Source organism: Sulfolobus islandicus Y.N.15.51, assembly GCF_000022485.1.
GTDB lineage: Archaea > Thermoproteota > Thermoprotei_A > Sulfolobales > Sulfolobaceae > Saccharolobus > Saccharolobus islandicus.
In genome coordinates, this window is sequence record NC_012623.1 from 975,306 (window position 1) to 998,807 (window position 23,502).

Consider the following 23,502-nt stretch of genomic DNA (forward strand, 5'->3'; position numbering starts at 1 on the left):
TAAACTAGCCCCTTTTCGGTCATATAAGCTTTTAAGCACGGGGCTAATGCCCTACTCAGTAGTCGAGTTGAAAGGAAGTGGCGAAGATTCACAGTCCAAAAACGAATTTAACTCTGCTTATTTTGTGCTAAATTCAATCCGTATACAAAGCTTTATAAAGTATTTTTGCTTATTCCACTACCAGAGGTAGTATGAATAAAACCCTAGGTCTAATCTTAACCTCTGTATTCCTCCTATCTACTTTAGGCATAATAACTGGATTTATAATACCGACACAAGCTGCCAACTCTAATGATGCGGCAATATATACAATACCTAGTACTACTAGTGTAACTAATACTTCTAATATAGTAATTAATCTATTCTTGAACTCTACATCAAACGCTACAATCGCTGCCCAAGCAACTGGGTTTAATTATGGTCTGGCAATTAACTATACTTTAAATGCAACACAGTTTACCTTAGTAGTACCAAACGGTAACTCTAATATAACATATGGACCAATAGTATTAGGTCCCAATGATTATGGAAAATATGGCTATTTTGACTTAGCTCACAATTCCGTAGTTCTATTATTAAATACCACTGGTTCTTCTAAAGAATTAGCATATAGTTATGAGCAAAGTATTGGTGTGACTCCTTCAGCAAGCTATAAGATTTATAACTATACCAATAGAAGCGTGTCGGTTAATCAATATATGAATGAACTAAGCTTACCAAGTTTAATTTCCAAAGCGACTAGTGGAAAATATAATAGTCTAGCAAAATTACCAGCAGGTACTAAACTAGAATTTACTTATGCAGGTGTCACTTACACTATAACCATATCCCCAACTGTGAAAATTGTGAAACTGGTAGGTACATTATTAAATCCATTGTACTACGCTAACTCAAAAATGCTGCCAGGTGTTAACTACGCAGTTGGTAGAAGTAATATAACCGTAGCTGTTTACGATAACTTCATTACAACTACAACTTCACCATTTAACTTTACCTTAACCTACTCCTCGTTAGCTCCAGCATTAATATACTGGTTTGTGATAGCTACTACAACATCTAACCATAGTGGTGTTCCCACGCCAACAGCCAACTTCCAAGCGCCACCGTTTAAAAAATACTTCAAATCAAATAGTACAATATTGTATTCTGCTGCGCCTACTAATAGTTCAATACTAATGTTCAATGGACAAATGAGCGTTACCGCAAATGAGAACGTAACGCTAACCTTACAGACCGGTACTAATATTTTCACGTCTCGAAACTTCAATGTAACACCACCAGGTAACTATACCTTCTTAGGCAGACTAGGTGTTGGATTTAATGCCTATATTTATCAAAACGGTAGCGCATCATTAGCTGCAAATATATTTAATGGTACCATAAACTTCCTCTTCAATAGTACTTTACAGAAAGCCAGTTTTATTTTCTTCCTTGCTCCGATAGTTCCAATAAGCTTAAACGGTTCGACAGTGATCTATAACGGAGTATCCATAAACACTGGCTTCCCGCAAGTAGTATTAATGTTCAACATAACTGGTAGTTTCACTAAGTCAGGAGATAACTATCTAATACACGGCTCAGTGAACGAAGCTCAATTGTATCCATTGAATTCGAGTACTTTAGATAATTTAAATAATGCAACTAATGGTCAACAATTCGTAAATGACTTAATTTCAGCCTCTGTGAAGCCTTTAGTATATTACTCTAACTATGGTGAATCTACAACAACACTACCTGGAACATCACTATCCTTCACTGTCTTAATGCCATTAAAATTCATTGTTGAGACATTAGGCTATATATATCTAGTAATATTCCACATATGGGGTCCATCGACAACCGTAACTGTAACTGGTGTTGACTATAACAATATTTCAATTTTACTAGGTTCATTTAGAGCTTATATTGCACTTCCAAGCTTCTACACGGTACCTAAAACTCCATTAGTTGGTTTGACATGTGATAACATGTACACATTAGCACAAATAAGTGATGCAGGATCTGTATTACAGACTTCCACAGCCAATTCGAGTGCTAACAACGCTGCTGTTATGGGACCTTACGACTTAATGTTCAAAGCTGGTCTACATGTTACCATTTATAATGGTACTAAGTCGATAAAGAATGGAAATGAAAAGGTAGGTCCACTACCCAATGCAACAACAGCTCCTATAACTACTACTGTTACACTAAACGGACAGACTGTAGCGTTAACCTATAACTCTCCTCCAACTGGATATTATCCTGTTGACTTTAAGTTCGAGCCAGGGTTTGGTTACAACGTTACAACAAACGTTATATACAACACTTCAACTCCAACATATGTAATAACTGTATATATGCCATTAAAGTATATACTGAACACCAAGATTGTAATATCGTATGTAAGCCCAGACTATGCAGCTTTCTACTACTATTTAAGCACTGGACAATATCAAACTAATAATGTAACCCTAACGTTTGCAAATGTTACTCCAGAATTAGTAATGCCACAAGTGTTCCCAGTCGGGAAACTATATATGCCATTCGGAATTTATGATCCATATTACGTATTCTACAGCAGTATAAGTATAGGCCCACAAAGTGGTGTAATCGAGGCCATTGAGAATGGATTCAATGTTGGAAATATTACTGCGATTACTGTACAGTTAAGCGGAATGAACGAGTCAATAGTATTGTCGCCATTAAATGTTAGTAAATTACTAGTATCACCTAACTTAGGCGAAGTATCTCAGTGCAGTCCATTATTTGAAACTACGTTATTCAACATATCTGCACTAGCTTCGCTATTAGGTCTACCAAATCCAGCAGCTTTGAATGGGAGTTACTTATACGTAACCTATCATGATGTTATTAGTGGAGCCTATGTGACAAACAAGACCTTGCTAGTAGTAGGTCAATTCTACGTAATGCCACCAACTACTCCAGGCTCAGTGGAATGGATATTAACTGCCAAATATGTTAACGCTACAACTGGTATTCCAGTTGAGATAAGCTATGCAGTAGTACAACAGCCAAGTGCTAAAGTACTTGACATAAATGCGGCTAACGCGAGTATTACACAAATACAAGTAACCGGCGTTAAGATAGTTAGCAAGTATGCTACTGTAACGGTTATGTACAACCCAAGTAATGCAAGTACTATAGTATACATGAACGGAATGTTTGTAGCGTCTTATGGTGGTAATCTAATATCCACGCTATCACAGACTTCAACATATGGTGTCTATTATGGACCAGTGGTAAACTTATATGTAGCAGCTGGTTCATTAAGCAGTCCAAATGGAACAATGTATATAATATTAGGATCTCATAAGGTTTCAGTGGGAACTGCTAATCTATACACCTATGCTGGATATCACTTCGGTCCATATACTGCTTTACCATTAGCGTCTAATGTAACATTCACTGTACAAGATCCAGTAACTAAAGCGACTGTAAGTGGGCAAACTACGTTAGGTGCATTTAACAACACCCCAATTAGGTTAGCTCCATTAGGCGTGTCGATACCCCAGACAGCTCAATACAAGGTATTCTACTACTACAGTACCCCATTAGTCTTAAGTCCAACTAGTCAGTACATAGTGTTATCTGCGACAAGCGTTATACCCTATCCATATCCATTCTATATAGAAACTGTATCATTCTTAGGTTATAACGTAACTACTGGCACTCCAGTACCCGGTACTCCAGCATTCCAGACAGTATACTCGCCATCCTTAGGTCCTGGTGTAGTGTTACAAGTACCAGTTCAATCATATCAGTTCATAAGCTTGTCAAGTCCAAGTGAGCCCCATACAGTAGTAATGTTTGCAGTACCATTTGCTGGTGGTCCAGCAATATCTCTATACCCAACATTCTTAGTGTATACCAACGTGACGGCTGTTTCAAGTTAAAAGGTTTTTATTTTTTTCTCTTTACCATATATTTGAGGTGAAATGGTTATGAAAAAAACATTCGTTTTATCTACCTTGATATTAATTTCAGTTGTAGCACTAGTGAGTACTGCAGTTTATACATCTGGTAACGTTACTTTTTATAGTCCTAGTGTAAATAATCAGATTTACTATGTTGGAAAATCAGTGACGATAGATGCAGTTGTTCCTACTCAATTTGCTGGGCAAGGTGCCGTCATAAATTTATTCTATCCTAATTCAACCTTAGCTGCAAGCATTCCTACCAAAGTTAATGCTTCGGGTGGAATTTACGTACCAAATGCGTATACATTCACTAATGTAATTGGAATTTGGCAGATTACCGTAGAAGTTGCTGGTGGTGTTGCCGTAGGTACTATTAATGTTAATGTTACAACTCCCGCAATAGCTCCAATAATATTAACTTTACAAAACTTGGCAATGTATGAAAATAGTTACCCACAGTTTATAGAATTGGCTAACGGTATAATAACTTCAGTGGTAATGCAGAACGGAACTGTGAATGTTATGGGTTATGTGTATAATACAACTGTGGCTCCATTATCTGGGGCAAAAGTTTCCTTAACTCTTAATATACCAAGTGTCGGGACTGAGACATTCACTACCACTACCGCTGCGAATGGATCATTCATGCTGAGTTTCCAAGTTCCTCAATTGTCAACCAGTTTAACTCTAATATCGTCTTACTTGATTAGTGGGAGCTTGACGATATCTTATGGTACCCATACTGTTACTTATAATGTATTTATAACTGCAATTCCAAACTATCTTAGTGTAATTAATGCTTTAAATACTCAAGTCAATACGTTAAAGGCTGAAATTTCATCATTAAATGCTACTATAACCAGCTTAAACAAGAGCTTAGCTAATGCAAATACGCAAATATCTACTTTACAGGGTGAGATTTCCAATTTGAATACTGAAATAGGAAAGTTGAATAGCACTGTAGGTTCGCTAAGTAATCAGCTTGCTTCACTATCTTCACAATATACTACTTTAAATAATCAAGTTACAGCACTAAATGCTAAGATTGGTAATTTGAGCACAAGTCTTAATAATTTAAGTGGAGAAGTTGCCAGCTTGAAGGGTACTGTTAGTAGTTTAACTACGGTAGCTTATGGTGGAATAATAGCTGGGATAATTGGTCTAATTGTTGCCATAGTAGCAATAGTGCTAGTCATGAGGAGAATAAGTTAAGTTAATTATTTTTTTAAAAAGAAGGTTTTCTCTTTTTTCCCTTTTCTTTTTTTAAGGAGCTACTGGTTTGAAGAAAAAAATAAATACCTTCCCATTCTCATAATTATACAGTGCGGCCGTAGTCTAGGCTGGATTAGGACGCCGGCCTTCCAAGCCGGTGATCCCGGGTTCAAATCCCGGCGGCCGCATACATAATGTGGTGAAAATGTTTCAAAGCTATTTCATGGACGCGGTAAATGGTTATTATAGGCACTTAGCAATAATTGAATCCCAAGATTATCTAGAGAAGGTCAATTCGCTGGTTGAGGAATATTTAGAAGTCAATAAGAAGCCAAGGGTTATATATGGTTTTCATCCATGGCTTGATAATTCAAAGGATAGAATGATTGAATTTAGGAAGAAATTTGAAAATTTTCTTGACATAGATTATTCAAATTCAGAGAAATATCTTGGGCAAAGTGTTGATTTGGTAATATTAGATGCAATAGGTGATTTTAGGCCTAACTACATAGCTAGATTCGTAGACATGACCAAGGGAGGAGGTATGGCAATAATTTATAGTGATGACATTTTAAGGGGTAAGTTGTATAAGGAGTCTTTGACTAGGGATGGTGTTGTAAAAGACCTATTTGAAAGGAGGTTTATGGAACTGGCAAAGAGGTATAGGGGTATAATTTTCTTGCAAGGGGATAGGTTAACCTTTACTCCATACTCCTCCAATGAAACTCACAAATCTCATAAGAAAATTCCTAAAAGCCCTAAAGTTCCAATGCAGCTTCATGAGCTTTGTCTATCCTCTGATCAGAACAAGGTTCTTGAGGAGTCCCTGTTCATCACTAGCCCAGGGAAAAGGGTTCTAGTAGTAACTGCTGCTAGGGGTAGGGGTAAGAGTGCATCTATAGGTTTGTTTCTATCTTATCTAATGACTGAGGAAAAGTTCGGTAATATCCTTGTGACTTCCCCAACATATTACTCTTCACAAGAGATATTCAACTTCGTAATTAAAGGATTAGATGCTCTAAATGTCAAGTATAAACTAACTACCTCAAAGGATGGTAAGATAATGAAGATAACTACTGGTGAATCCAGAGTAAAGTGGGTTTCCCCTGACTTGGCTAGAAATGAGGAGGGTGATCTAATAGTTGTAGACGAAGCTGCTGCCATTGGTATGGAGTTTTTGGATTATATTTTACAAGGCTGGGATAAGACGATCTTGGTTACAACTGTTCATGGCTATGAGGGTTCTGGTAAGGCGTTTTTAAAGTACGTTAATAGATTAAAGAGTAAGGTTCTTTTGAAGCACATAAAGATGGATTATCCCATTAGATATGCTAAGGGTGACCCCATAGAGAAGTTCATGTTTGACGTATTCCTACTTGATGCTGAACCTGCTGAGGTTATGTATAATGGAGAGCTGAAAATAGAAGATGTCTCTCAAGAGGAGTTATTTCAAGATAATAATTTGCTAAAGAGTGTTTATGGAATACTGGTTACTGCTCATTATAGGAATTCTCCGGACGATTTGATGCTTTTAGGTGACATGGCGTTTCAAAAGATTGTAGTTGGTTATTCGTCTGAGAAACCAATTGCTGTTTGCCAAGTTGTTTCTGAGGGAGATCTTACTGATAGGCAAATAGAGGATATTTCCAATGGTTTAAAGAATGAGGGGCATTTGATTCCCCATAGGCTCATAAAGTACATGAGGGCATTTGATTTCGGTAAGTTGAAAGGTTGGAGGATAATGAGGATTGCCGTTTCTCCGGAAAATCAAGGTAAGGGTATAGGAAGTAGAATTATTGAAGAGGTTATTAAGATGGCGAAGGGAGTGGATTGGGTAGGGTCCTCCTTTGTTGCAGATTATTCCGTTTTACGCTTTTGGATTAAGAATGGATTTACTCCAGTCTACTTATCCTCTATTAAGAACGAGGAGCTTAACGGTTACTCTGTTATTGTAATTAGGGCATTGAGCGAAAAAAGTAAGGGGTTTGTTGTAAAGCTTTCCAGTTTATTGAAGGATAAGTTACTGAGGACTTCTCACCAGGTTTATTATAATTTGAACCCTCAACTTATCGCTTTGTTAATGAGAAATACTTATAGTGAAAGAAGAGAGGGAGAAGTACCGGATTTATATGTTAATAAGATCAAGGCTTATATAGAAGGTAAGGTACCTTATAATGTTATTGCTGAGACTGCGCATTTTTTAATCACTAAGCACTTTTTGGAACTTAAAGTGAATCTGAGTATCGAAGCTGAGGCTTCTTTAGTTGCTAGGGTTTTACAAGGTAAAAGTTGGTATCATGCTGGTTTAATGTTAGGTTTGAGTAGTAGGGAAGTTGAAGAAAGGGTTAAGCAAGGTTTAGAAGTTTTGTTAAGAACATATTCGTGACTAATTAGTATAATGAATGGACGAATATTTTACAACATAGAAATAATCATACGCCGGGGACGGGATTTGAACCCGCGCAGGCTTTACGCCTACTGGCTCTCAAGGCCAGCCCCTTGGACCACTCGGGCACCCCGGCAAATTATAGTTTTACATTGTAGCTTTAATCTTTAACTATTGTGATTAAGGAGTACCCTTTTTTTCTCTTTATCGATTCAATTTTAAATCTTTTACCAAATATTTTCTCTATGTTCTCTTCACCCTTATATGCTACTAATTGCAAGAATCCCTTTTCAACTAGTCTATCATATGATTGGTCTTCAAGTTTTTTTAGAAAATCCACTCCTTTAGAAAGCGGTGGGTTAGAATAAATTGCGTTAAATTTAACGTCAACGGGAACATTGTCGAAGATGTCTGATTTTAATATTATTGTCCTATTTTCGACTCCATTAAGTTTGGCATTTTTCTTAGCTAACTTTATGGCTATGTAGTTTACATCTACCATGTAAACCTTTAGATTAGGGTTTTTTAATGCTAAGTAAATTCCTATGGGCCCATAGCCACAGCCAACGTCTGCCACTATTCCGCTTTCCGCTAATTTTATGTTTTCTAAAAGTACTCTTGTCCCCAAGTCTAATTCCTTTTTTGAAAATATCCCCGGGGAGGAGAGAAGGGTTAGAGGTACACCATTAATTACTTCAAAAATCGCGTATTCATGACTCATGTTTTTTCCATGCTTTCGGATATATATCTCTCTGCATAAAAACTCTACTCAAATTGACCACTATACCCTTTTTGGCGTTTTCTAACTCTTTACTATCGATTAATGCGTTACCCGTCGCTACTAATTCCCCCTTAAGTGTTAATACGGCAACTGTATCGTTTCTTTTGAAGTTCTGGTAGGCTACTATACCGGGTACTGCTAGTTGTGCACCGTAAGCTAACGCATTTACTGCTGAGTCCTCTATTATAAGTTTGGGCATTTCACATGTCGCATATTCCATTGGCATAAGTACTCTTCTCAATTCCGTTTCGTCCTTGCAGTTCTTGTATAAGTATATTGCTTCAGAAAGGTCATGTAGCTTCACTAAATTTGTAGATTCTGTGAAAATCCCTGATCTAGTTCTTCTTAACTCTCTCATGTGTGCCCCACAACCGTAAATTATCCCTATGTCATGGCATAATTTTCTCATGTAAGTTCCAGAGTCACAACTTACTCTGAATAGTACTAATTTCTTGTCCATGTCAAGTATTTCTATATCATATATACTTCTAACTCTCAATCTCCTCTTGACTGATGATCTAACTGGTGGTCTTTGGTATATTTCTCCTTCAAACGATTTTATTATCTTTGTCAATTCCTCTTTATCGTATTCACAGTGGACTTGCATTACGCATACGTACTCTTTTCCTCCTTTACTTATGTAATTCATTATTTTAGTTGCGTTCTCTATTCCTATCGGTAATACGCCGGTAACTTTTGGATTACCCCGCCCAGTGAAATGGGCTCCAGGGTCCCCCCATGTCCCGCTTTGTTAACGTTTAACATCTTTTTAATCCAATACGCCACTTCATGACTTGTTGGTCCGGGAGGTTTATCAAGGTTTATTATTGAGTTTTTTATATGTACGTCTATTGGTCTTTTCTCTGGATAGTATCCGTATGTATCTGATGTCTCACTATCTTTTCTTATCTTCCATTCATTTTTATATCCACAAAAATTATCTATTTTGTAAATAAAATCATTTAGAATCATCTAAATCACAATGTTGGTATTTTAATCTTTATTCTCTCTTTCATGTACTCTGTTAAACCAGCTTCCTCTATTTTCTTCCTTACTTCCTCATCTGAGGCTCCTTTCTGTATATCTATTTTCTTATCAGTTGGTTCTAAATGTAGAATGTTGACTCTTCTTCTTTTAACACCGCTTATATCTTTTGGTCCAGTGACTAATACGAAGTTGTCATCTATTATATCGACTATTACGCATTTGCTTCCAGCTTCTCTTCCCTTTACTTTTACACAAATTCTTCCAACTTCAATTGCGGGCATTTTTAGTCTCACAAAAACTTTTAAGAGGCTTAAATTTAAGATTAGTGCCAGTATTTTCTTGTTCTTATAAACCTTTTTTCTTCATCTATTAAGGCCATGTAAAATTCATTTTCCCCTTCACTTAATTTACTTAAAACTTTGCCTAAATTACTTGGTCCCACTCCATTGGTTGCTAATGCTATAAGGGTATATTTACCGTAATCTGGGAAGAAGGAGGCAATTCTCTTTAGGTCTTCTAATTGTCTTTTTTCCCTACTTGTTAATTTCTCCCCTTTTATCGCTTTTCTCACTATGTTTATAGAATCGTTATCATCTGGATTAGTTGCCGTTAAGAAGATTGAGGAGCATTTAGTGCATTTGTTAGGTGAGTTGATTATAGAATAAATTGAATTCCATCCACATGAAAGACAGATTAGCCTTAACTCCTTGTTTACTAGTCTCTTCTTGAAGATCTCTATCATAAGTGGTTTTTCCTCTTTGTCAAATACAGTGTAATTAAGGATTTTATCAAGAAATTGCCTAGCTAAGGAAGATGCTTCGTAAACCTCAACTATTTTCCAGCTGTAGTTTTTGAGTTCCTTTAATATTTCTATATCATAATTTTTCACCAATAGCTCATTAACTGCCTCTTCTCCGATTATTGTATCTCCATAAGCTTTTATAATGGATGATGTAAGCGTTATTTCCTTTTCTGGATCTACCATTCCAAACCTCTTTATTTCCACTAATAATTTCCACTTGAATTGCGGACTTTCCTTTATTCCTCTCTTTAAGATTTCGACTATTTTAATTATAGGCAAGGAATTTAGTGTATTGACTATTTTTTCCATGTCATTTTCAGTTATTGGTAGTACAGAAGATATTGCGATGTGATATGGATCTGCCCTATAGGATGTTTTGGTCTGTTTTTCCACATCTAACATAACTGAAATTATTGCACCAAGTGTGTTGTTCCCCCTTGAACCAAATGGTGAATGAATTATAATTAAGTTATTCTTTACTATTTCAACTAAGATAAGATCTGGTCTTAGTTCTGGGTATCCTCTTTCTACGAATTCCCTTACTACTTTAGATATACTATCGTCCTCAGTTTCTATTTTTCCCTTTTCTAACATGTAAATATACTCGTAAACTTTCCTTGCTATCTCTTTCTCAACCGGAATTGATTCCCCAAACCAACTTGGCAATATTCCGTTTTTTAGTTCAGCTCTTTCTACGAATATCCTATCGTTTTCAATAGATACGACTTTCCATAGCTTGCTTCCTAAAATGAACACGCTTTCCTCATCTAACGAGGCTACGAAATCTTCATCCAAAGTACCTATTTTGATGTTAGTAGCGTGGTCGATTACAATATAGCTTCTAATGGAATCTGGTATCATATTAGTAGTGTAATAATATTTCCAGATTCTTCTACTTGGGACTAGGCTTCCATCTTCCCTTCTTTTAACTATTTTAGCACTCTCTAGGAGTTCTATCACACTTTCGAACATTTCGTCCGTGAAGTTCTTGAAATAAAATGAATTACGTAGAATTTCCAAGATTTCGTTAGGATTTTTATAGCCCTCTAAAACCATTCCCGCTATTTCATGTGCTGCAACATCAAGCGGGTTTTCCTCAAATAGCGGTTTTTCCAAATAACTTGAATATAATGCCTCTATTATTGCTCTACACTCTAGAATATCGAAAACGTCCTCTGAAGGTATAACGTAACCTATAGACGTTCTACCTATTTTATGTCCGCTTCTTCCCACCCTTTGAATTAACCTAATCACTTGTCTAGGTGACATGTATTGGACTACTAGATTGATTCTACCAATATCTATACCTAGCTCTAAACTTGAAGTTGCAACTATCGCGTCTATATTTCCACTCTTAAAGTCGTTTTCCGTTTTTATCCTAATTTCTCTTGATAATGAACCGTGATGAGAACCTATTTTTAAGGAGTAGTTGCTTGTGAGATGATTGGCTACGAATTCACTAGTCTCCCTAGTATTTGTAAATATTATGATTGGCTTATTATTTTTTATAATCTCGTTAAGTTTCTCGAGTCTTGCAATTGTATCTGGCCTTAATCCTAACCTTACTGCTAAATCTGCGTCTTTCTTTTCAACCTTAGGAAGGATCAGATTTACTTTTATATCCTTTATTGCGTTAATACTTGCTACTTCTACTTCTCCTTCCCTATCCAAGTATATTTTTGCCATCTCAATATCTCCTATGGTAGCAGAAATTCCTATTAATTGAATTCTATTTCTTGTTATCTTTTTGATTCTTTGGAGTAGTACAGAGAGTTCAATTCCTCTTTTCTCGTCTAACATTTCTTGTAATTCATCTATTATTATCCATTTCAGGTTTGTAAAGTATTTCCTAAAAGTATCGTTCAGTATTAAGTATAATAATGTTTCTGGAGTTACTATCAATACGTCAGGTGGGTTATCTAAAATTTCCTTCCTTTCCCTCTGGGAAGAATCTCCGTGTCTAACGTTAACGCTGATACCAAATGCATCTCCTACTCTTTTTAACCTTGACTCAAGGTCTCTATTTAGCGCTCTTAAGGGAGTTATGTAGAGTGTTGATATTTTTTCTGGTTTATCTTTGAAAATTGTGTAAAATATTGGTAATATTGCAGCCTCTGTTTTCCCATATCCAGTTGGTGCTATGATTAAAACGTTCTTTCCGGAGAGTATTTTAGGTATTGCTATTTTCTGGATTGGTGTTAGGTCTTCATAACCAAGTTTCTTCAGTCTTACCAAGAATTCATTGGTTACATTTATCATTACTTTAGCAGTAATGTAATACTAAAGGGGAATATATAAATGTATGAGAAGAGACACATTGTGGCTAATTTACTAATGCTTATCATAGCTTACCTAATTGATCGTTTAATGAATTATTTGACATTTGGAAGTAATCTAAGTCAGCTAGTAAATAATTTGTCTATATTATTGCTGGTAATTCCCATATTGATGATAATATTCTCAGTAGTTATCACTTTAATGTTTTCATCCATAATAGTCTCATTCCTTTATTATGTAACAGCAATAGCTTACGCGTTAATTATTTCAAATAATGTGGACTTCAATCTTATCTTATCTACATTCTTAAATCTATTAGGATATTATGCTCTTGCTACCATTGTTATTGGAGCTATATTGGGGATTTCTAGAAGAAGTTTTCCAGATGAGATTTTGTTAAATATTTCCAGGTTAAATGTTAATATTAGTAAAAATAAGATTATTTACGGTGGGTTGTTCGTTGTGGTGTCCTTTCTGGTTTTCTATGAAGTTTTGTCCAATCTCTTTCTATTTATTGGTAGTATGGCATCATTTGTCCTGACACTTCTTGTTTCAAATGATCTCGTTTTCCCTTTGATTATCTTGTCATGGTTCTCATTTCCTTTCCTATTTACGCAATTAGCTACTTATTCTATAAAGGAAAAGGGGATAGAGTTGGGTTATATTGAGGGAATATTGGCTCCTTCTTTAGTTAATAGGATATCTAACACCAAATACGGATGGAGAAAATTTTCCAATTTGAAATTTCATCTAAATTTTGACGAATCAAAGAATTATAACATAGTAATATTGGGTACGAGTGGATCTGGAAAGTCTAGTTTAGCTAAAAGTATTATTGGAAAATTTTCAGATATTAGTTACTTAGTTTTTGATTTACATGGAGAATACGAGATTGAAAGTGGAGAGAGGATTGATATCTCTAAAAATTCGTTAAATCCACTTTCATTAAATGGCGCATCACCTAGGCAAAGGGCACTGGAGGTTGCTTATATGCTAAGGTCCATTTTCAGACTTGGCAATTTGCAAACTATAGATATTTTTAATATCATAATGGATACCTACGCTGAGAAAGGGATCGATGAGAACGATGAGAGTAGTTGGAATTCAACACCACCGACTTTTAGGGATGTGCTATTGATGATAGAAAGAAGAAAGAAATTGGTTGAGAATTCACAAGATCTTTCTAGGCTATCTTCCATAGAACCTTATATACAATTTTTGTCTAATCAAATTTTAAGTGGCAATAGTTTGGACATGAAAAAGATCTTTGAGGGTAATATAATTCTGGATTTTTCTAAAGTTGCTACGGATGAGCTAAAATATATTTTGATTGAGACTATACTTAGAGATTTTAGAAATTATCTATATAGGCGTGGAATTTCTCGTTTGTGGAAATTTTTGGTTATAGATGAGGCGCCTTTTATACTAGGTAAAGAGACTGGGTTAGAAATTGTTGAGAGGTTATTCGCGGAGGTAAGAAAGTTCGGAGTGGGAATGATTTTGATATCTCAGATAACTGAGAATATAGAAAATATTTTCCAAAATTCAAGTTATATCTTTATATTTAATGTTGTTGAGCCGAAAGAGTTAGACTACTTAAGTAGGGCATTGGGAGGGAGCGATAGGGATAGATACGAGGCTATTTATCAAGCTATTCGATCTTTAGAAAGGGGTCACGTAGTTACTATAAGCGGGGATAGTATAGATATACTTTTAGTAAAGCTTAATTCTTTAAAATAAATGGTATCTGGTATGTCAACAGAGGAGGAAAAGGAAGGGACTATTGACGAGGAAGTTAGTGAAGAAAGGGAAGTTGAGGAGACATCAGAGGAGGAGTTTCCAAAACTTTCAATACAAGATATAGAGTTGCTAATGAAAAATACTGAAATTTGGGATAATTTATTGAATGGTAAGATCTCTGTAGATGAAGCTAAGAGGTTATTTGAGGACAATTATAAGGATTACGAGAAGAGGGATTCCAGAAGGAAAGCTAAAAAAGCGGTTAGTAAAAAGGTTAAAAAGACCAATAAAAAAGAAAAGAGTGTAGAGGGTTAAAGTTATGTTTAAGATTATTTACCCTAATGCGAAAGACTTTTTCTCGTTCATCAATTCTATTACAAAAGTTACTGATTCTATTGTTCTAAATTTTACGGAAGATGGAATATTTTCGAGGCATTTGACTGAAGACAAAGTGTTGATGGCAATTATAAGAATACCTAAAGACGTTTTGAGTGAATATAGTATTGATAGTCCCACTTCAGTTAAATTAGACGTTTCTTCAGTAAAGAAGATTCTTTCAAAAGCTAGGTCAAAGAAAGCTACGATCGAGTTAAGTGAGACCGACAGTGGATTAAAGATTATAATAAGAGACGAGAAAAGTGGGGCGAAAAGTACCATTTATCTTAAAGCGGAAAAGGGTCAAGTTGAACAATTGACTGAACCAAAAGTTAATTTGACCGTGAATTTCACTACAGATGAGAGCATACTTAATGTGATAGCAGCAGATGTATCTTTAGTTGGAGAAGAGATGAGGATTTCAACAGAAGAGGATAAGGTAAAGATAGAAGCTGGTGAGGAAGGTAAAAAGTATGTTGCATTGCTAATGAAAGATAAGCCCTTAAAAGAACTCTCCATAGACGCATCAGCTACATCTTCTTATAGCGCGGAGATGTTTAAGGATGCTATAACAGGCGTAAGAGGTTTTTCAGCCCCTACAATGGTGAGCTTTGGTGAGAATCTCCCTATGAAAATTGATGTGGAAGCAGTTAGTGGAGGTCACATGATCTTTTGGATAGCACCAAGGTTATAAATTATTTTATTGCCTCTTTTTATAATTCCCATATATTTATTGTTTGAGCTTAGTATCCCTGAATTCTCCCCCTCAAGAATTAATAAACCAGCTTCAATGTTGTTTCCCTCTTCTATCCATCCTCTAATCCCTAAAAACCTATAAGCGTTAATAGTACTGGCCTTCAATATTTGTAATGAGTAGTCGGAAAGTGGATCCTGAATTCTGGAAATCAGAAGTAAGGTTTCCATTTCCTTCCACATGTCTGGATCTAATACTCCCCCATTGTCAGTTCCAATCACTACGTTAACCCCGCTTTTTAACCCGTTTATAACCTTTGGTATTCCTACAGAGAACCAGAGGTTACTCCTTGGACAGTAAACTAGGGAGGCCCTCTTATCTCTTATAACGTTAATTTCCTCTTCACTTAGATGCGTTCCGTGTATTATTAGATTTGGGTCATATTTCCTCATCACATATTCTAAATCGTTTTTTAACCAATGCTTCATGGTCTCAGATATGTGGACTGCCCTAATTTTATCCTTAAATGTATCTCTTATTAACTCCATATTAGATGTACTAGAAGCACTAGATAACCCATAACCGTCAGCTATTTCATATAGTCTATTTAAAATATAGCTGTACTTGAATTCATCTTCTTCAAGTCTTCCTAGGAAGTAATATTTTACTCCGTTAGCAGCCATTTTATTCTTAATAGTATTCGAAAGTAAGCTTCCCTCTAATCCCTGCTCTCTAAAGTCGATTATTATATTAGAACCTAGTTCTCTTCCTCTCATGACGAATCTCTCTATAGAGTTCATGATTGATTCTTTTGTATTTTTGCTTAAACATTCATATTTAATACTATACGGATCTCCAACAACTTCACTTATTGGCATATTGTATCCCATTTCTTGGCATATGAAGTCGGCAGAATGAACATGAGCGTTAACTAGTCCAGGGATTAAGATTCCGTTTTTAAATGTTATGCCTTCAGCCGAGAAGCCATTTCCTATATGAGTTATTATACCTTCTTCTATTTCTAAGTTAACGTTCTCTCTTATTTCTAGTTCCTCTCCTACTAAAGCTAGTCTTACGTTTAGTGATATTCTTCCTCTATATGCCAAGTCTTTTCCCTATTATTCCTTATTTTCTCTAAAGAAGTAGTAGCCAATTTTATTGCAGTTCTCGCATTTTGTCCTATCCCTATCCCTACCTTTATCTTATTATCATCACTAAATTTCTCTATTACCTTATTGACGCTATTGGTGGACACAAAGCCTAGATAGTTATCTCCGCCTAAATATTGCAGTATCCCGCCTATCTTGTATAAAAATCTCGATAAGTCTACATATATATTGGTTATCTCCAAAAATGAGTCATATACAGATGTGTATTTTAATGCTTCCGTGTTGAAGTTTATATCGAAATGTAATGCAGCTATTTTTTCGTCCACATATTCCTTAAATTTGTCTTCTTTATTATTTAGGCAAACAGATGCATTCCATTGCGCCTCTAGCGGAGTTTTTCCATAACCTAAGCAAGTCTTTATTCCTACTGGAAGGTTTTCTTGCATATCGTTTATCATGTAGATAAGTTGGGTATTAGTTATTCCATCAACTATCATCAAAAAATTATCAAACCTGAGTTGAAGGGGAAATGTGCTATATTGTGAAGCTATCTCATGAATTTTCATCATGAATTTATTCTGAATTTTTTGAATTAACCATTCCCTATCATATCCTAGTCTCTCAGTCCACTCCCTATAATCTACAAGCTTTATCGCTAATACCTTCAATCTATAATCACCGTTTCCTTAACCTCTTTCAGCTCATCTATCTTTCTCGTCCTTTGAACTAACTTTATTGCAGCCTCTACTGCTCTGGTTGCGTATTCTTCAATTCTTTCAACAGCTTGCTCATGAGTTGCTCCATGACCAATTATTCCTAGTGTCACAGGTTTATTGAATTCTGTAGAGAGGTCAACTATTTTCCTAGCAGTTTGGCTTGCAACTATTTCATCGTGTTTAGTTTCCCCTTTTATTACTGCTCCTAAAGTCACTACGGCGTCTATGAAATCTTTCTCAAGCAGTTTTTTAATTGCAAGAGGCATGTCGAATGTCCCAGGTACTTTTATAACTACTTTTACCTCAGCGTTTAAGAATTTGGCATGTGACAATGCTTTTTGTAACATTAATTGCGTTATATCGTAGTTGAACTCGGCTACTACTATTCCTAATCTAATCGATTTCTCCTGCATTATTATACCCCTGCCTCAACCCTTTCCCTGCGTATTTAGTTAGTGCGTTTTTACCTTCCTTTACGAGCTTAACTAAGTTTTTAGCGTGTTTAGTAGCCCTATCAATTGCTATCTCCTTTAACTTTTCTTCATCATCTGCCTCATCTTCATGTACTGTTACGTCAATTACATGTTTAGAAGTTAGAATTTGAACCATTATTAAGCCTATGCTTGTAGCCAAGTAGCTATACTTATCCAATATCGTTTTACCTACCCAGCCTAGGGTTATTACACCATCACAACCTTCATCTAGTAATCTCTTTGAAGCTACTGGTAAATCTTTAATGCCCGGTACAGTATACCTAATGATCTCCGCTTCATCGTCTTCACTTCTTATTACCTTATACGCTATGCTTCCCATATCAACCCTGGAAAATGTTGCATCGGCTATTCCGTATTTTCTCGTCATATAACCACCTCTTTAAAAATATCTTTTCCCTCTATAAAGTGAAATCCTAGATTTTTTGCAATCTTTTTTACTTTTTCTTTACTCATGCTTAATTTCTCATCTAGCATCTCCGCTATTACCGCACTACTTTCTAACCCTAACTTTTGTAACAGCGCGATTGATAATTCAGTATGGCCTCTTCTCTCCCTTATATCTCTTGCAATTAGTATTGGCACATGGCCCGGTGTCATGAAATTCTCGTAAAATTCCCTTCTCGCATCTTCTGGATTTGTTTTAGTTTTAGCTATTATTTTATGTAATTCACTTATTGTAATATATCTATCATAGTCAGAGATTCCAGTTTTTGTATTGACATGGTTAACCCATAGGGAAAACGCTGGATAATCTCCATAAGAAGGCTTCTTTACTAATTTTTTGTATAATTCGTGTCGTTTTAACTCTTCTGCCATAAAATTCAAACCCAATGTTTTAGCTTCACTATTTGACGTTGCGTAACATATCAATCCTCCTGCTTCTTTTCTCAGAGTGTATATACTTTTCCAGCTTATTACTCCTGCGTAAAATATCATGTCTGTTTCTTCCTCTCTTCCGTCAAAGTCGTATATTAATAGCGGTATTCCAGACTCCAAATCTTTACGTAAACTAAGAAAATCCATCCCAAGAATATCAGAACTGCAATAGTATAAAAAAGTATTTACTCATATCTAAGTACAATATTTATTTGAGAGTTTAAATTATTGATCCAACAGAAATATAAGCCAATGTTATTAAAGTTATAGTAGCAATGTCATCTACTGGATATAATCCCTTCAACTGGAAGTTTGTACTACTATCACAAGTAATGATGATATTGTTTTCGCTAGTACTTAGCTTTTTCCCAAAATATTTTATAGAATTTTACATACTATATATTTTGGTTTACTTGGGTATAACATCCGTAATAATGATGCGTTCAAATCCTTTACTTAGAGAAAGGAGATCTCTAGGTGAGATAGCTAATGCTAGGACGTTATATGAAGAGAAAAAGGCAAGTGAACTTGTAAACAAGGATGAGGAATATTTAAAGGAAACTACTGAGGTAATGAAGAAGAATTTCTCCTCAATGGGTATAATGTTCTTATATATGATAATTCTAGTATTAATTTACAATTATGTAATAATTAGATTTGTCACCAACATTGATAATACGCTGTATAAATTTGGATTTTTCGTATTGTATTTTGAATTACTCTACGGTGTTAGCTTTTTAATGAACAGACGTGTACTAAAGTTTCAGACTAATATTCCCATGGCGCCTACATCATATAAAATAACAGAAAAAGGTGTTATAGCTACTGATAGATCGGGTGTATTTTTACCATCAAAGTATTTAGTAGACGCTCAAATTTCTCAAAATAGGGATAAGAAATACGTTGAGATAAAGTCTTCATCAAAGTTTCCATTCCACGTTAGGCTTTATTCACAAGATATAGACAAGGTAGCTGAATTAATTGAAAGAGTAAAGAAAATAGAGCTTAAAAAACAATCTTCTGCTGAAAGTTAGAAAAGTGCAAGTGAGAGTAATTTGCAATAGTATTATTGCTTTTTACACCATCTAATTTATCAACAATACCTTTCCCTATTCTAACTTTAAATACAAATTCTTTTTCATTAACGCTAATGGGTTTAGATATATGAAATTCATGTCCCCTAACTAAACTATTTTTGTTTGCTATGAAGTTTTCATTAATTGCTTCTAATTCTGTATATCCAATTGTTAATTTATCCTTAGTTTTTAGGTCAATATCAAAAATACCCACCATATTATAATTTTTATTATTCTCATCTATTAGATTTTTAGACAAGTACATTAGGCCACCACACTCAGCATAGATTTTCACTCCAGAATAAGACGAATTTTTAAGCCAACTTTTTGTCTTGATAGATCTTTCTAGTTCATTTAGATGAAGTTCTGGATAGCCTCCTCCGATATATATAGCTTCTGCATCTTCTACGTATTCGTCATTTAGTGGGCTGAAGAATTCCAATTCATATCTGCTTCTCAATATATCTAAGTTTTCTTGATAATAGAAACTAAAAGCGGGATCGTAAGCTATTGCCATTTTTCGTTTTAATCCCTTATTCTCATCATCTTTAGGAAGATCGACTTCAAGATCTTCATCAGAAGCCATCTCATAGATTTTATCTAAATCAACGTATTTCTCTACTAACTCTGATGCATATCTAATTAAGTCTTGTACTTCTTTATTATCCTCAATCGTGACCAAGCCCAAATGTCTGGATTTAACTTCCAGATTCTTATCAAATGGAACATAGCCTAAAACTTCAACATCTTCTACTGCAGTCTTACAATAATTATAATGGGTCTCTGAAGCTATTTTATTAAAGATGACTCCTCGAATATTCACATCGTTTCTATAGTATTTTAACCCCTTTACAATTGCACCCACAGTACTTCCTATATTAGAACAATTAATTATCAAGATTACTGGAGTCTTAGTAACTTTAGCTAGCTCATACGTGCTGTAAAGCGTATCTACACCATCATATAGACCCATTACTCCTTCAATTATTCCTATATCGAATTCTCTTCCATATTTTATTAAACTTCTCTTTACATTGTTTTTCCCCATCATCCATAAGTCTAAGTTTATTGAAGGAAAGCCTGTGGCAATCTTATGATACCCGGGATCTATGAAATCTGGTCCAGCTTTGAAACCTCTAACTCTGTATTTTTTAGATAATGCTTTCATAATTGCTGATGTGATAAGTGTTTTTCCCGATCCACTTCTGTCTGATGATAATAATATTCTTCTCATTGTTAGAAGTATATTCTCTAAAGGATAGTTAAATCTTTTGAATCTTTAGTTAGATTGAAAGTATGATATATCTTAAATCTTTTGAAAGGAATATAAGATTGATTGACATGAAAGTAGTTTATGATGATGTGAGGGTTCTCAAAGATATTGTACAAGCTTTAGCCAAGTTAGTTGATGAAGCGGTATTAAAGTTTAAGGAGGATAATGTGGAATTAGTTGCATTGGATAGGGCTCACATTTCCCTAATATCAGTTAAATTGCCTAAGGAGATGTTTAAAGAGTATGACGTAAGTGAGGAATTTAAGTTTGGCTTTAATACCCAATATCTGATGAAAATTCTGAAAGTAGCTAAGAGAAAAGAGGCAATAGAAATATCTAGTGAATCTCCAGAGAGTATTATCATAAATATTATAGGAGGAACTAATAGGGAGTTTAATGTTAGGAACCTAGAGGTATCTGAGGAAAATATTCCAGAAATCAACCTGCAATTCGATATATCAGCCACGATTTCTTCAGATGGTTTTAAGTCAGCAATATCAGAAGTTTCAACAGTGAGTGATAATGTAATCATTGAGGGTTATGAAGATAAAATATTGATTAAGGCTGAAGGAGAGAATGAAATTGAAGTTGAATTTTCTAAAGATACTGGTGGTCTTCAAGATTTAGAATTCTCTAAGAACTCCAAGAACTCATATTCTGGAGAATATCTGGATGATGTCTTGTCATTAACTAAACTTTCAGATTTCGTCAAGATAGCATTTGGTGACCAGAAGCCTCTTCAGTTATCCTTTAATATGGAGGGAGGAGGGAAAGTTACTTATTTATTAGCTCCAAAAGTTTGATAATGAATGTGAAAAAAGCCTTAGTGGGCAGTTTTCCAAAAAATCCCAAATTGGGAAAAATAATTTCATGGTATAATATGGGCAAGATAGATAAGGAGAAACTAGAGAAGTACATTAATGAAAATGTAAAGAAATTCTTTGAGCTAGCTGGAGATGTTAAATTAGACTATACTACCAATGGACTATTCAGATGGGACGATGTTATTGATGTAACATTTGGTTTTATTAGCGGTGCTGAAAAAGGTCCTTTGCAAAGGTTTTTTGATAACAACTTCTATTATAGGCAACCTGTAATTAAGGAGAAAATAAATGTAAAGACAAGAGAGGAAAACCTTTTCCTACAAGATTTAGAGTCCTCTAGGAAAATTAAGGAAGAATTAAGTTTATCTTCTAAGTTGAAAGCCGTAATTCCAGGGCCTTTAACATACTATGTACTATCTGATAATCGGTATTATAAGAATCCAATAGACCTAATGATCGATTACGCATCAGCTGTTAATTCATTATCGCAAGAACTTTTAAATGTCGTCGATGCAATAGAAATTCATGAACCTGCAATATTTAGTAGTAACATAAAGAGAGATGCTTTAGAGAAATTACCAGAGATATACAAAACTATGTTTGATAATGTAAAAATAGAGAAGCATCTAATGACCTATTTTGAAATTAATAACCTAAAAAGGCTAGATATACTCTTCTCCTTACCAGTAGACTATTTCGGTATAGATGTAATAGAAAATTTGAAGAAGCTTGGGAGAGTATATACGTATTTCCCTTCTAGGAAAGTATACTTAGGTATACTAAATGCTAGGAACACTAAGATGGAAAAGATAAGTACAATTATTAGAGTTTATAACTCAGTTAAGCGAAAAGGTGTAAGTGATTTGATTATAGGCAATAATACCTTATTTGACTTTATACCCGAGGTTGTTGTTGTAAAGAAACTAAAACTTTTAAAGAAATTAGAAAAGGTGGAGAGTAATGAGTAAGTTACCTTTACTTCCTACAACTGTTATTGGAAGCTATCCTAGGCCTAAATGGTTAAGAGAATCCATAAGACTCCATAAGGCAGGTAAAATAAGCGACGAGGACTTACAAGAGGCCTTTAGCGATGCTGTAATAGCAGTGCTTAAAGATCACTATAATGCAGGAGTTGATGTTCCTACAGATGGCGAAGTTAGAAGGGATGAGATGGTTGAATTTTTCGCTGAGAGAATAAAAGGATTTAAGTTCTATGGTCCAGTAAGAGTGTGGGGAACGGCATATTACAGAAAGCCTTCTGTTGTTAGTAAAATTGAGTACAAGAAACCAATGCTAGTTGACGAGTTTACTTTTGCAAAATCTGTCTCTTATACTGATAACTTGAAAATAACAATAACTGGTCCTTACACTATAGCTGAATGGTCCTATAATGAATACTATAAGAATAAAAAGGACTTAGTTTTTGATCTAGCGAAAGCGATAAATCAAGAAATCAAGAACTTGGTAGAAGCTGGAGCTAAAATAATACAAATTGATGAGCCAGCCTTACACACTAGAAGGGAGGATGTAAGTTGGGGAGTGGAAGCAGTAAATGAAGCTGTAAAAGGTGTAAACGCTAAGTTGGTTATGCACATATGTTATGGTGAATATAGCTTTGTTGCACCATACTTGAACGAGCTTAAGGTTGATCAGATAAATTTCGCATTTAAAATTTACAACTATAAGCCTTTAGAGCTTTTGAAGAGATATGGTTTCGATAAGGAACTTGGAGCTGGAGTAATAGATGTGCATAATAGAAGGATCGAGACATCTGAGGAAGTCGCTAATGATATAAGAAAAATTTTAGAATATTTCACACCAGAGAAGGTGTGGATAAATCCAGACTGTGGATTGAAATTGCTTTCTAGAAAAATAGCCTATCAAAAACTGGTATCAATGGTAGAGGGAACAAAGGTTGTAAGAGAAGAACTTAAAAGGAAAGGATATAGTGTAGATTAAA

Annotated in this window: 21 protein-coding genes and 2 tRNA genes; 11 read left to right on the forward strand and 12 right to left on the reverse strand. The window is 35.0% G+C overall.

Annotation, left to right across the window (positions count from 1 at the left end; translation table 11 throughout):
* The first annotated feature begins 191 nt into the window (after positions 1-191).
* The 4 genes from YN1551_RS05325 (at position 192) to YN1551_RS05340 (ending at position 7,518) form a co-directional block, all read left to right on the forward strand.
* Positions 192-3,896, forward strand: a complete 3,705-nt coding sequence (locus YN1551_RS05325; RefSeq protein ID WP_012717335.1) for a hypothetical protein — start codon at positions 192-194, stop codon at positions 3,894-3,896.
* 42 nt (positions 3,897-3,938) lie between these two features.
* On the forward strand, positions 3,939-5,132 hold the full coding sequence (locus YN1551_RS05330; RefSeq protein ID WP_012713926.1) for a hypothetical protein: 1,194 nt from the start codon (positions 3,939-3,941) through the stop codon (positions 5,130-5,132).
* Positions 5,133-5,244: 112 nt separating this feature from the next.
* Positions 5,245-5,320, forward strand: a tRNA-Gly gene (locus YN1551_RS05335).
* A 17-nt stretch (positions 5,321-5,337) separates the two neighbouring features.
* Positions 5,338-7,518 (forward strand): tRNA(Met) cytidine acetyltransferase TmcA, encoded by a 2,181-nt coding sequence (locus YN1551_RS05340; protein ID WP_048052025.1) that lies wholly within the window; start codon positions 5,338-5,340, stop codon positions 7,516-7,518.
* Between the two features lie 51 nt (positions 7,519-7,569).
* Here the strand turns inward: YN1551_RS05340 and YN1551_RS05345 are convergent.
* From YN1551_RS05345 to YN1551_RS05370, 6 genes are all read right to left on the reverse strand, one after another.
* Positions 7,570-7,654 (reverse strand) — tRNA-Ser (locus YN1551_RS05345).
* Positions 7,655-7,678: 24 nt separating this feature from the next.
* Positions 7,679-8,239, reverse strand: coding sequence for a class I SAM-dependent methyltransferase (locus YN1551_RS05350; RefSeq protein WP_012711692.1), 561 nt, complete (start codon positions 8,237-8,239; stop codon positions 7,679-7,681).
* The gene (locus YN1551_RS05355) at positions 8,229-8,975 is read right to left on the reverse strand and encodes an RNA-guided pseudouridylation complex pseudouridine synthase subunit Cbf5 (RefSeq protein WP_039698542.1); all 747 of its coding nucleotides are present in this window, start codon (positions 8,973-8,975) and stop codon (positions 8,229-8,231) included. The genes YN1551_RS05350 and YN1551_RS05355 overlap by 11 nt, the downstream gene beginning before the upstream one ends.
* On the reverse strand, positions 8,972-9,271 hold the full coding sequence (locus YN1551_RS05360; protein WP_012713923.1) for a tRNA pseudouridine synthase A: 300 nt from the start codon (positions 9,269-9,271) through the stop codon (positions 8,972-8,974). Before YN1551_RS05360 ends, YN1551_RS05355 begins: the two co-directional genes overlap by 4 nt.
* 5 nt (positions 9,272-9,276) lie before the next feature.
* Positions 9,277-9,567 (reverse strand): 50S ribosomal protein L14e, encoded by a 291-nt coding sequence (locus YN1551_RS05365; RefSeq protein WP_012713922.1) that lies wholly within the window; start codon positions 9,565-9,567, stop codon positions 9,277-9,279.
* A 41-nt stretch (positions 9,568-9,608) separates the two neighbouring features.
* Positions 9,609-12,347, reverse strand: coding sequence for a DEAD/DEAH box helicase (locus tag YN1551_RS05370; RefSeq protein ID WP_012717337.1), 2,739 nt, complete (start codon positions 12,345-12,347; stop codon positions 9,609-9,611).
* 39 nt (positions 12,348-12,386) lie between these two features.
* On the opposite strand from YN1551_RS05370, the gene YN1551_RS05375 reads away from it, so the two are divergent.
* Genes YN1551_RS05375 through YN1551_RS05385 form a run of 3 tightly spaced genes read left to right on the forward strand, consistent with a single transcriptional unit; the run spans position 12,387 to position 15,174 of the window.
* Positions 12,387-14,105 carry an ATP-binding protein gene (locus tag YN1551_RS05375; protein WP_012713920.1) on the forward strand — a complete coding sequence of 573 codons (1,719 nt, stop codon included), beginning with the start codon at positions 12,387-12,389 and terminating at the stop codon, positions 14,103-14,105.
* Entirely contained in the window at positions 14,106-14,420 is a 315-nt protein-coding gene (locus tag YN1551_RS05380; RefSeq protein ID WP_012711687.1) for an RNA polymerase subunit Rpo13, read from the forward strand. It abuts the gene before it with no gap.
* 4 nt (positions 14,421-14,424) lie between these two features.
* Positions 14,425-15,174 carry a DNA polymerase sliding clamp gene (locus YN1551_RS05385; RefSeq protein WP_012711686.1) on the forward strand — a complete coding sequence of 250 codons (750 nt, stop codon included), beginning with the start codon at positions 14,425-14,427 and terminating at the stop codon, positions 15,172-15,174.
* Here YN1551_RS05385 and YN1551_RS05390 read toward each other — a convergent pair.
* The 5 genes from YN1551_RS05390 to YN1551_RS05410 are packed head-to-tail and all read right to left on the reverse strand — an operon-like array spanning position 15,141 to position 18,516.
* Entirely contained in the window at positions 15,141-16,280 is a 1,140-nt protein-coding gene (locus YN1551_RS05390) for an amidohydrolase family protein (RefSeq protein ID WP_012717338.1), read from the reverse strand. The genes YN1551_RS05385 and YN1551_RS05390 overlap by 34 nt on opposite strands.
* Positions 16,253-16,951, reverse strand: coding sequence for a GTP cyclohydrolase IIa (locus YN1551_RS05395; RefSeq protein ID WP_012713918.1), 699 nt, complete (start codon positions 16,949-16,951; stop codon positions 16,253-16,255). Before YN1551_RS05395 ends, YN1551_RS05390 begins: the two co-directional genes overlap by 28 nt.
* Positions 16,948-17,412, reverse strand: coding sequence for a 6,7-dimethyl-8-ribityllumazine synthase (gene ribH / locus YN1551_RS05400; RefSeq protein WP_012713917.1), 465 nt, complete (start codon positions 17,410-17,412; stop codon positions 16,948-16,950). The genes YN1551_RS05395 and ribH overlap by 4 nt, the downstream gene beginning before the upstream one ends.
* Positions 17,393-17,860 (reverse strand): riboflavin synthase, encoded by a 468-nt coding sequence (gene ribC, locus YN1551_RS05405; protein WP_012717339.1) that lies wholly within the window; start codon positions 17,858-17,860, stop codon positions 17,393-17,395. The genes ribH and ribC overlap by 20 nt, the downstream gene beginning before the upstream one ends.
* The gene (locus YN1551_RS05410) at positions 17,857-18,516 is read right to left on the reverse strand and encodes a 3,4-dihydroxy-2-butanone-4-phosphate synthase (RefSeq protein ID WP_012713916.1); all 660 of its coding nucleotides are present in this window, start codon (positions 18,514-18,516) and stop codon (positions 17,857-17,859) included. The genes ribC and YN1551_RS05410 overlap by 4 nt, the downstream gene beginning before the upstream one ends.
* A 128-nt stretch (positions 18,517-18,644) precedes the next feature.
* Between YN1551_RS05410 and YN1551_RS05415 the strand changes: the two genes are divergently transcribed.
* Positions 18,645-19,403, forward strand: coding sequence for a DUF2208 family protein (locus YN1551_RS05415; protein WP_012711680.1), 759 nt, complete (start codon positions 18,645-18,647; stop codon positions 19,401-19,403).
* Here the strand turns inward: YN1551_RS05415 and YN1551_RS05420 are convergent.
* Complete coding sequence (locus YN1551_RS05420) at positions 19,375-20,679, reverse strand: cobyrinate a,c-diamide synthase (RefSeq protein WP_012717340.1); 1,305 nt, start codon at positions 20,677-20,679, stop codon at positions 19,375-19,377. The genes YN1551_RS05415 and YN1551_RS05420 overlap by 29 nt on opposite strands.
* A gap of 62 nt (positions 20,680-20,741) precedes the next feature.
* On the opposite strand from YN1551_RS05420, the gene pcn reads away from it, so the two are divergent.
* The 3 genes from pcn to YN1551_RS05435 are packed head-to-tail and all read left to right on the forward strand — an operon-like array spanning position 20,742 to position 23,501.
* Positions 20,742-21,521, forward strand: coding sequence for a proliferating cell nuclear antigen (pcna) (gene pcn, locus YN1551_RS05425; RefSeq protein ID WP_012713914.1), 780 nt, complete (start codon positions 20,742-20,744; stop codon positions 21,519-21,521).
* Between the two features lie 2 nt (positions 21,522-21,523).
* Positions 21,524-22,510: a uroporphyrinogen decarboxylase/cobalamine-independent methonine synthase family protein gene (locus YN1551_RS05430; protein WP_012717341.1), complete on the forward strand. Its 987-nt coding sequence runs from the start codon at positions 21,524-21,526 to the stop codon at positions 22,508-22,510.
* Positions 22,503-23,501 carry a methionine synthase gene (locus YN1551_RS05435; RefSeq protein ID WP_012717342.1) on the forward strand — a complete coding sequence of 333 codons (999 nt, stop codon included), beginning with the start codon at positions 22,503-22,505 and terminating at the stop codon, positions 23,499-23,501. Before YN1551_RS05430 ends, YN1551_RS05435 begins: the two co-directional genes overlap by 8 nt.
* The last annotated feature ends 1 nt before the right edge of the window (position 23,502 follow it).

What these genes read in the sequence shown, in the direction of transcription:
- YN1551_RS05360 (WP_012713923.1), bottom strand. Translation starts at nt 9,271, where the DNA reads ATGATTCTAAATGATTTTATTTACAAAATAGATAATTTTTGTGGATAT.
- YN1551_RS05365 (WP_012713922.1), bottom strand. Translation starts at nt 9,567, where the DNA reads ATGCCCGCAATTGAAGTTGGAAGAATTTGTGTAAAAGTAAAGGGAAGA.
- YN1551_RS05370 (WP_012717337.1), bottom strand. Translation starts at nt 12,347, where the DNA reads ATGATAAATGTAACCAATGAATTCTTGGTAAGACTGAAGAAACTTGGT.
- YN1551_RS05410 (WP_012713916.1), bottom strand. Translation starts at nt 18,516, where the DNA reads ATGGATTTTCTTAGTTTACGTAAAGATTTGGAGTCTGGAATACCGCTA.
- pcn (WP_012713914.1), top strand. Translation starts at nt 20,742, where the DNA reads ATGATATATCTTAAATCTTTTGAAAGGAATATAAGATTGATTGACATG.
- YN1551_RS05375 (WP_012713920.1), top strand. Translation starts at nt 12,387, where the DNA reads ATGTATGAGAAGAGACACATTGTGGCTAATTTACTAATGCTTATCATA.
- YN1551_RS05385 (WP_012711686.1), top strand. Translation starts at nt 14,425, where the DNA reads ATGTTTAAGATTATTTACCCTAATGCGAAAGACTTTTTCTCGTTCATC.
- YN1551_RS05435 (WP_012717342.1), top strand. Translation starts at nt 22,503, where the DNA reads ATGAGTAAGTTACCTTTACTTCCTACAACTGTTATTGGAAGCTATCCT.
- ribH (WP_012713917.1), bottom strand. Translation starts at nt 17,412, where the DNA reads ATGCAGGAGAAATCGATTAGATTAGGAATAGTAGTAGCCGAGTTCAAC.
- ribC (WP_012717339.1), bottom strand. Translation starts at nt 17,860, where the DNA reads ATGACGAGAAAATACGGAATAGCCGATGCAACATTTTCCAGGGTTGAT.
- YN1551_RS05380 (WP_012711687.1), top strand. Translation starts at nt 14,106, where the DNA reads ATGGTATCTGGTATGTCAACAGAGGAGGAAAAGGAAGGGACTATTGAC.
- YN1551_RS05415 (WP_012711680.1), top strand. Translation starts at nt 18,645, where the DNA reads ATGTCATCTACTGGATATAATCCCTTCAACTGGAAGTTTGTACTACTA.
- YN1551_RS05350 (WP_012711692.1), bottom strand. Translation starts at nt 8,239, where the DNA reads ATGAGTCATGAATACGCGATTTTTGAAGTAATTAATGGTGTACCTCTA.
- YN1551_RS05420 (WP_012717340.1), bottom strand. Translation starts at nt 20,679, where the DNA reads ATGAGAAGAATATTATTATCATCAGACAGAAGTGGATCGGGAAAAACA.
- YN1551_RS05330 (WP_012713926.1), top strand. Translation starts at nt 3,939, where the DNA reads ATGGTTATGAAAAAAACATTCGTTTTATCTACCTTGATATTAATTTCA.
- YN1551_RS05325 (WP_012717335.1), top strand. Translation starts at nt 192, where the DNA reads ATGAATAAAACCCTAGGTCTAATCTTAACCTCTGTATTCCTCCTATCT.
- YN1551_RS05340 (WP_048052025.1), top strand. Translation starts at nt 5,338, where the DNA reads ATGTTTCAAAGCTATTTCATGGACGCGGTAAATGGTTATTATAGGCAC.
- YN1551_RS05430 (WP_012717341.1), top strand. Translation starts at nt 21,524, where the DNA reads ATGAATGTGAAAAAAGCCTTAGTGGGCAGTTTTCCAAAAAATCCCAAA.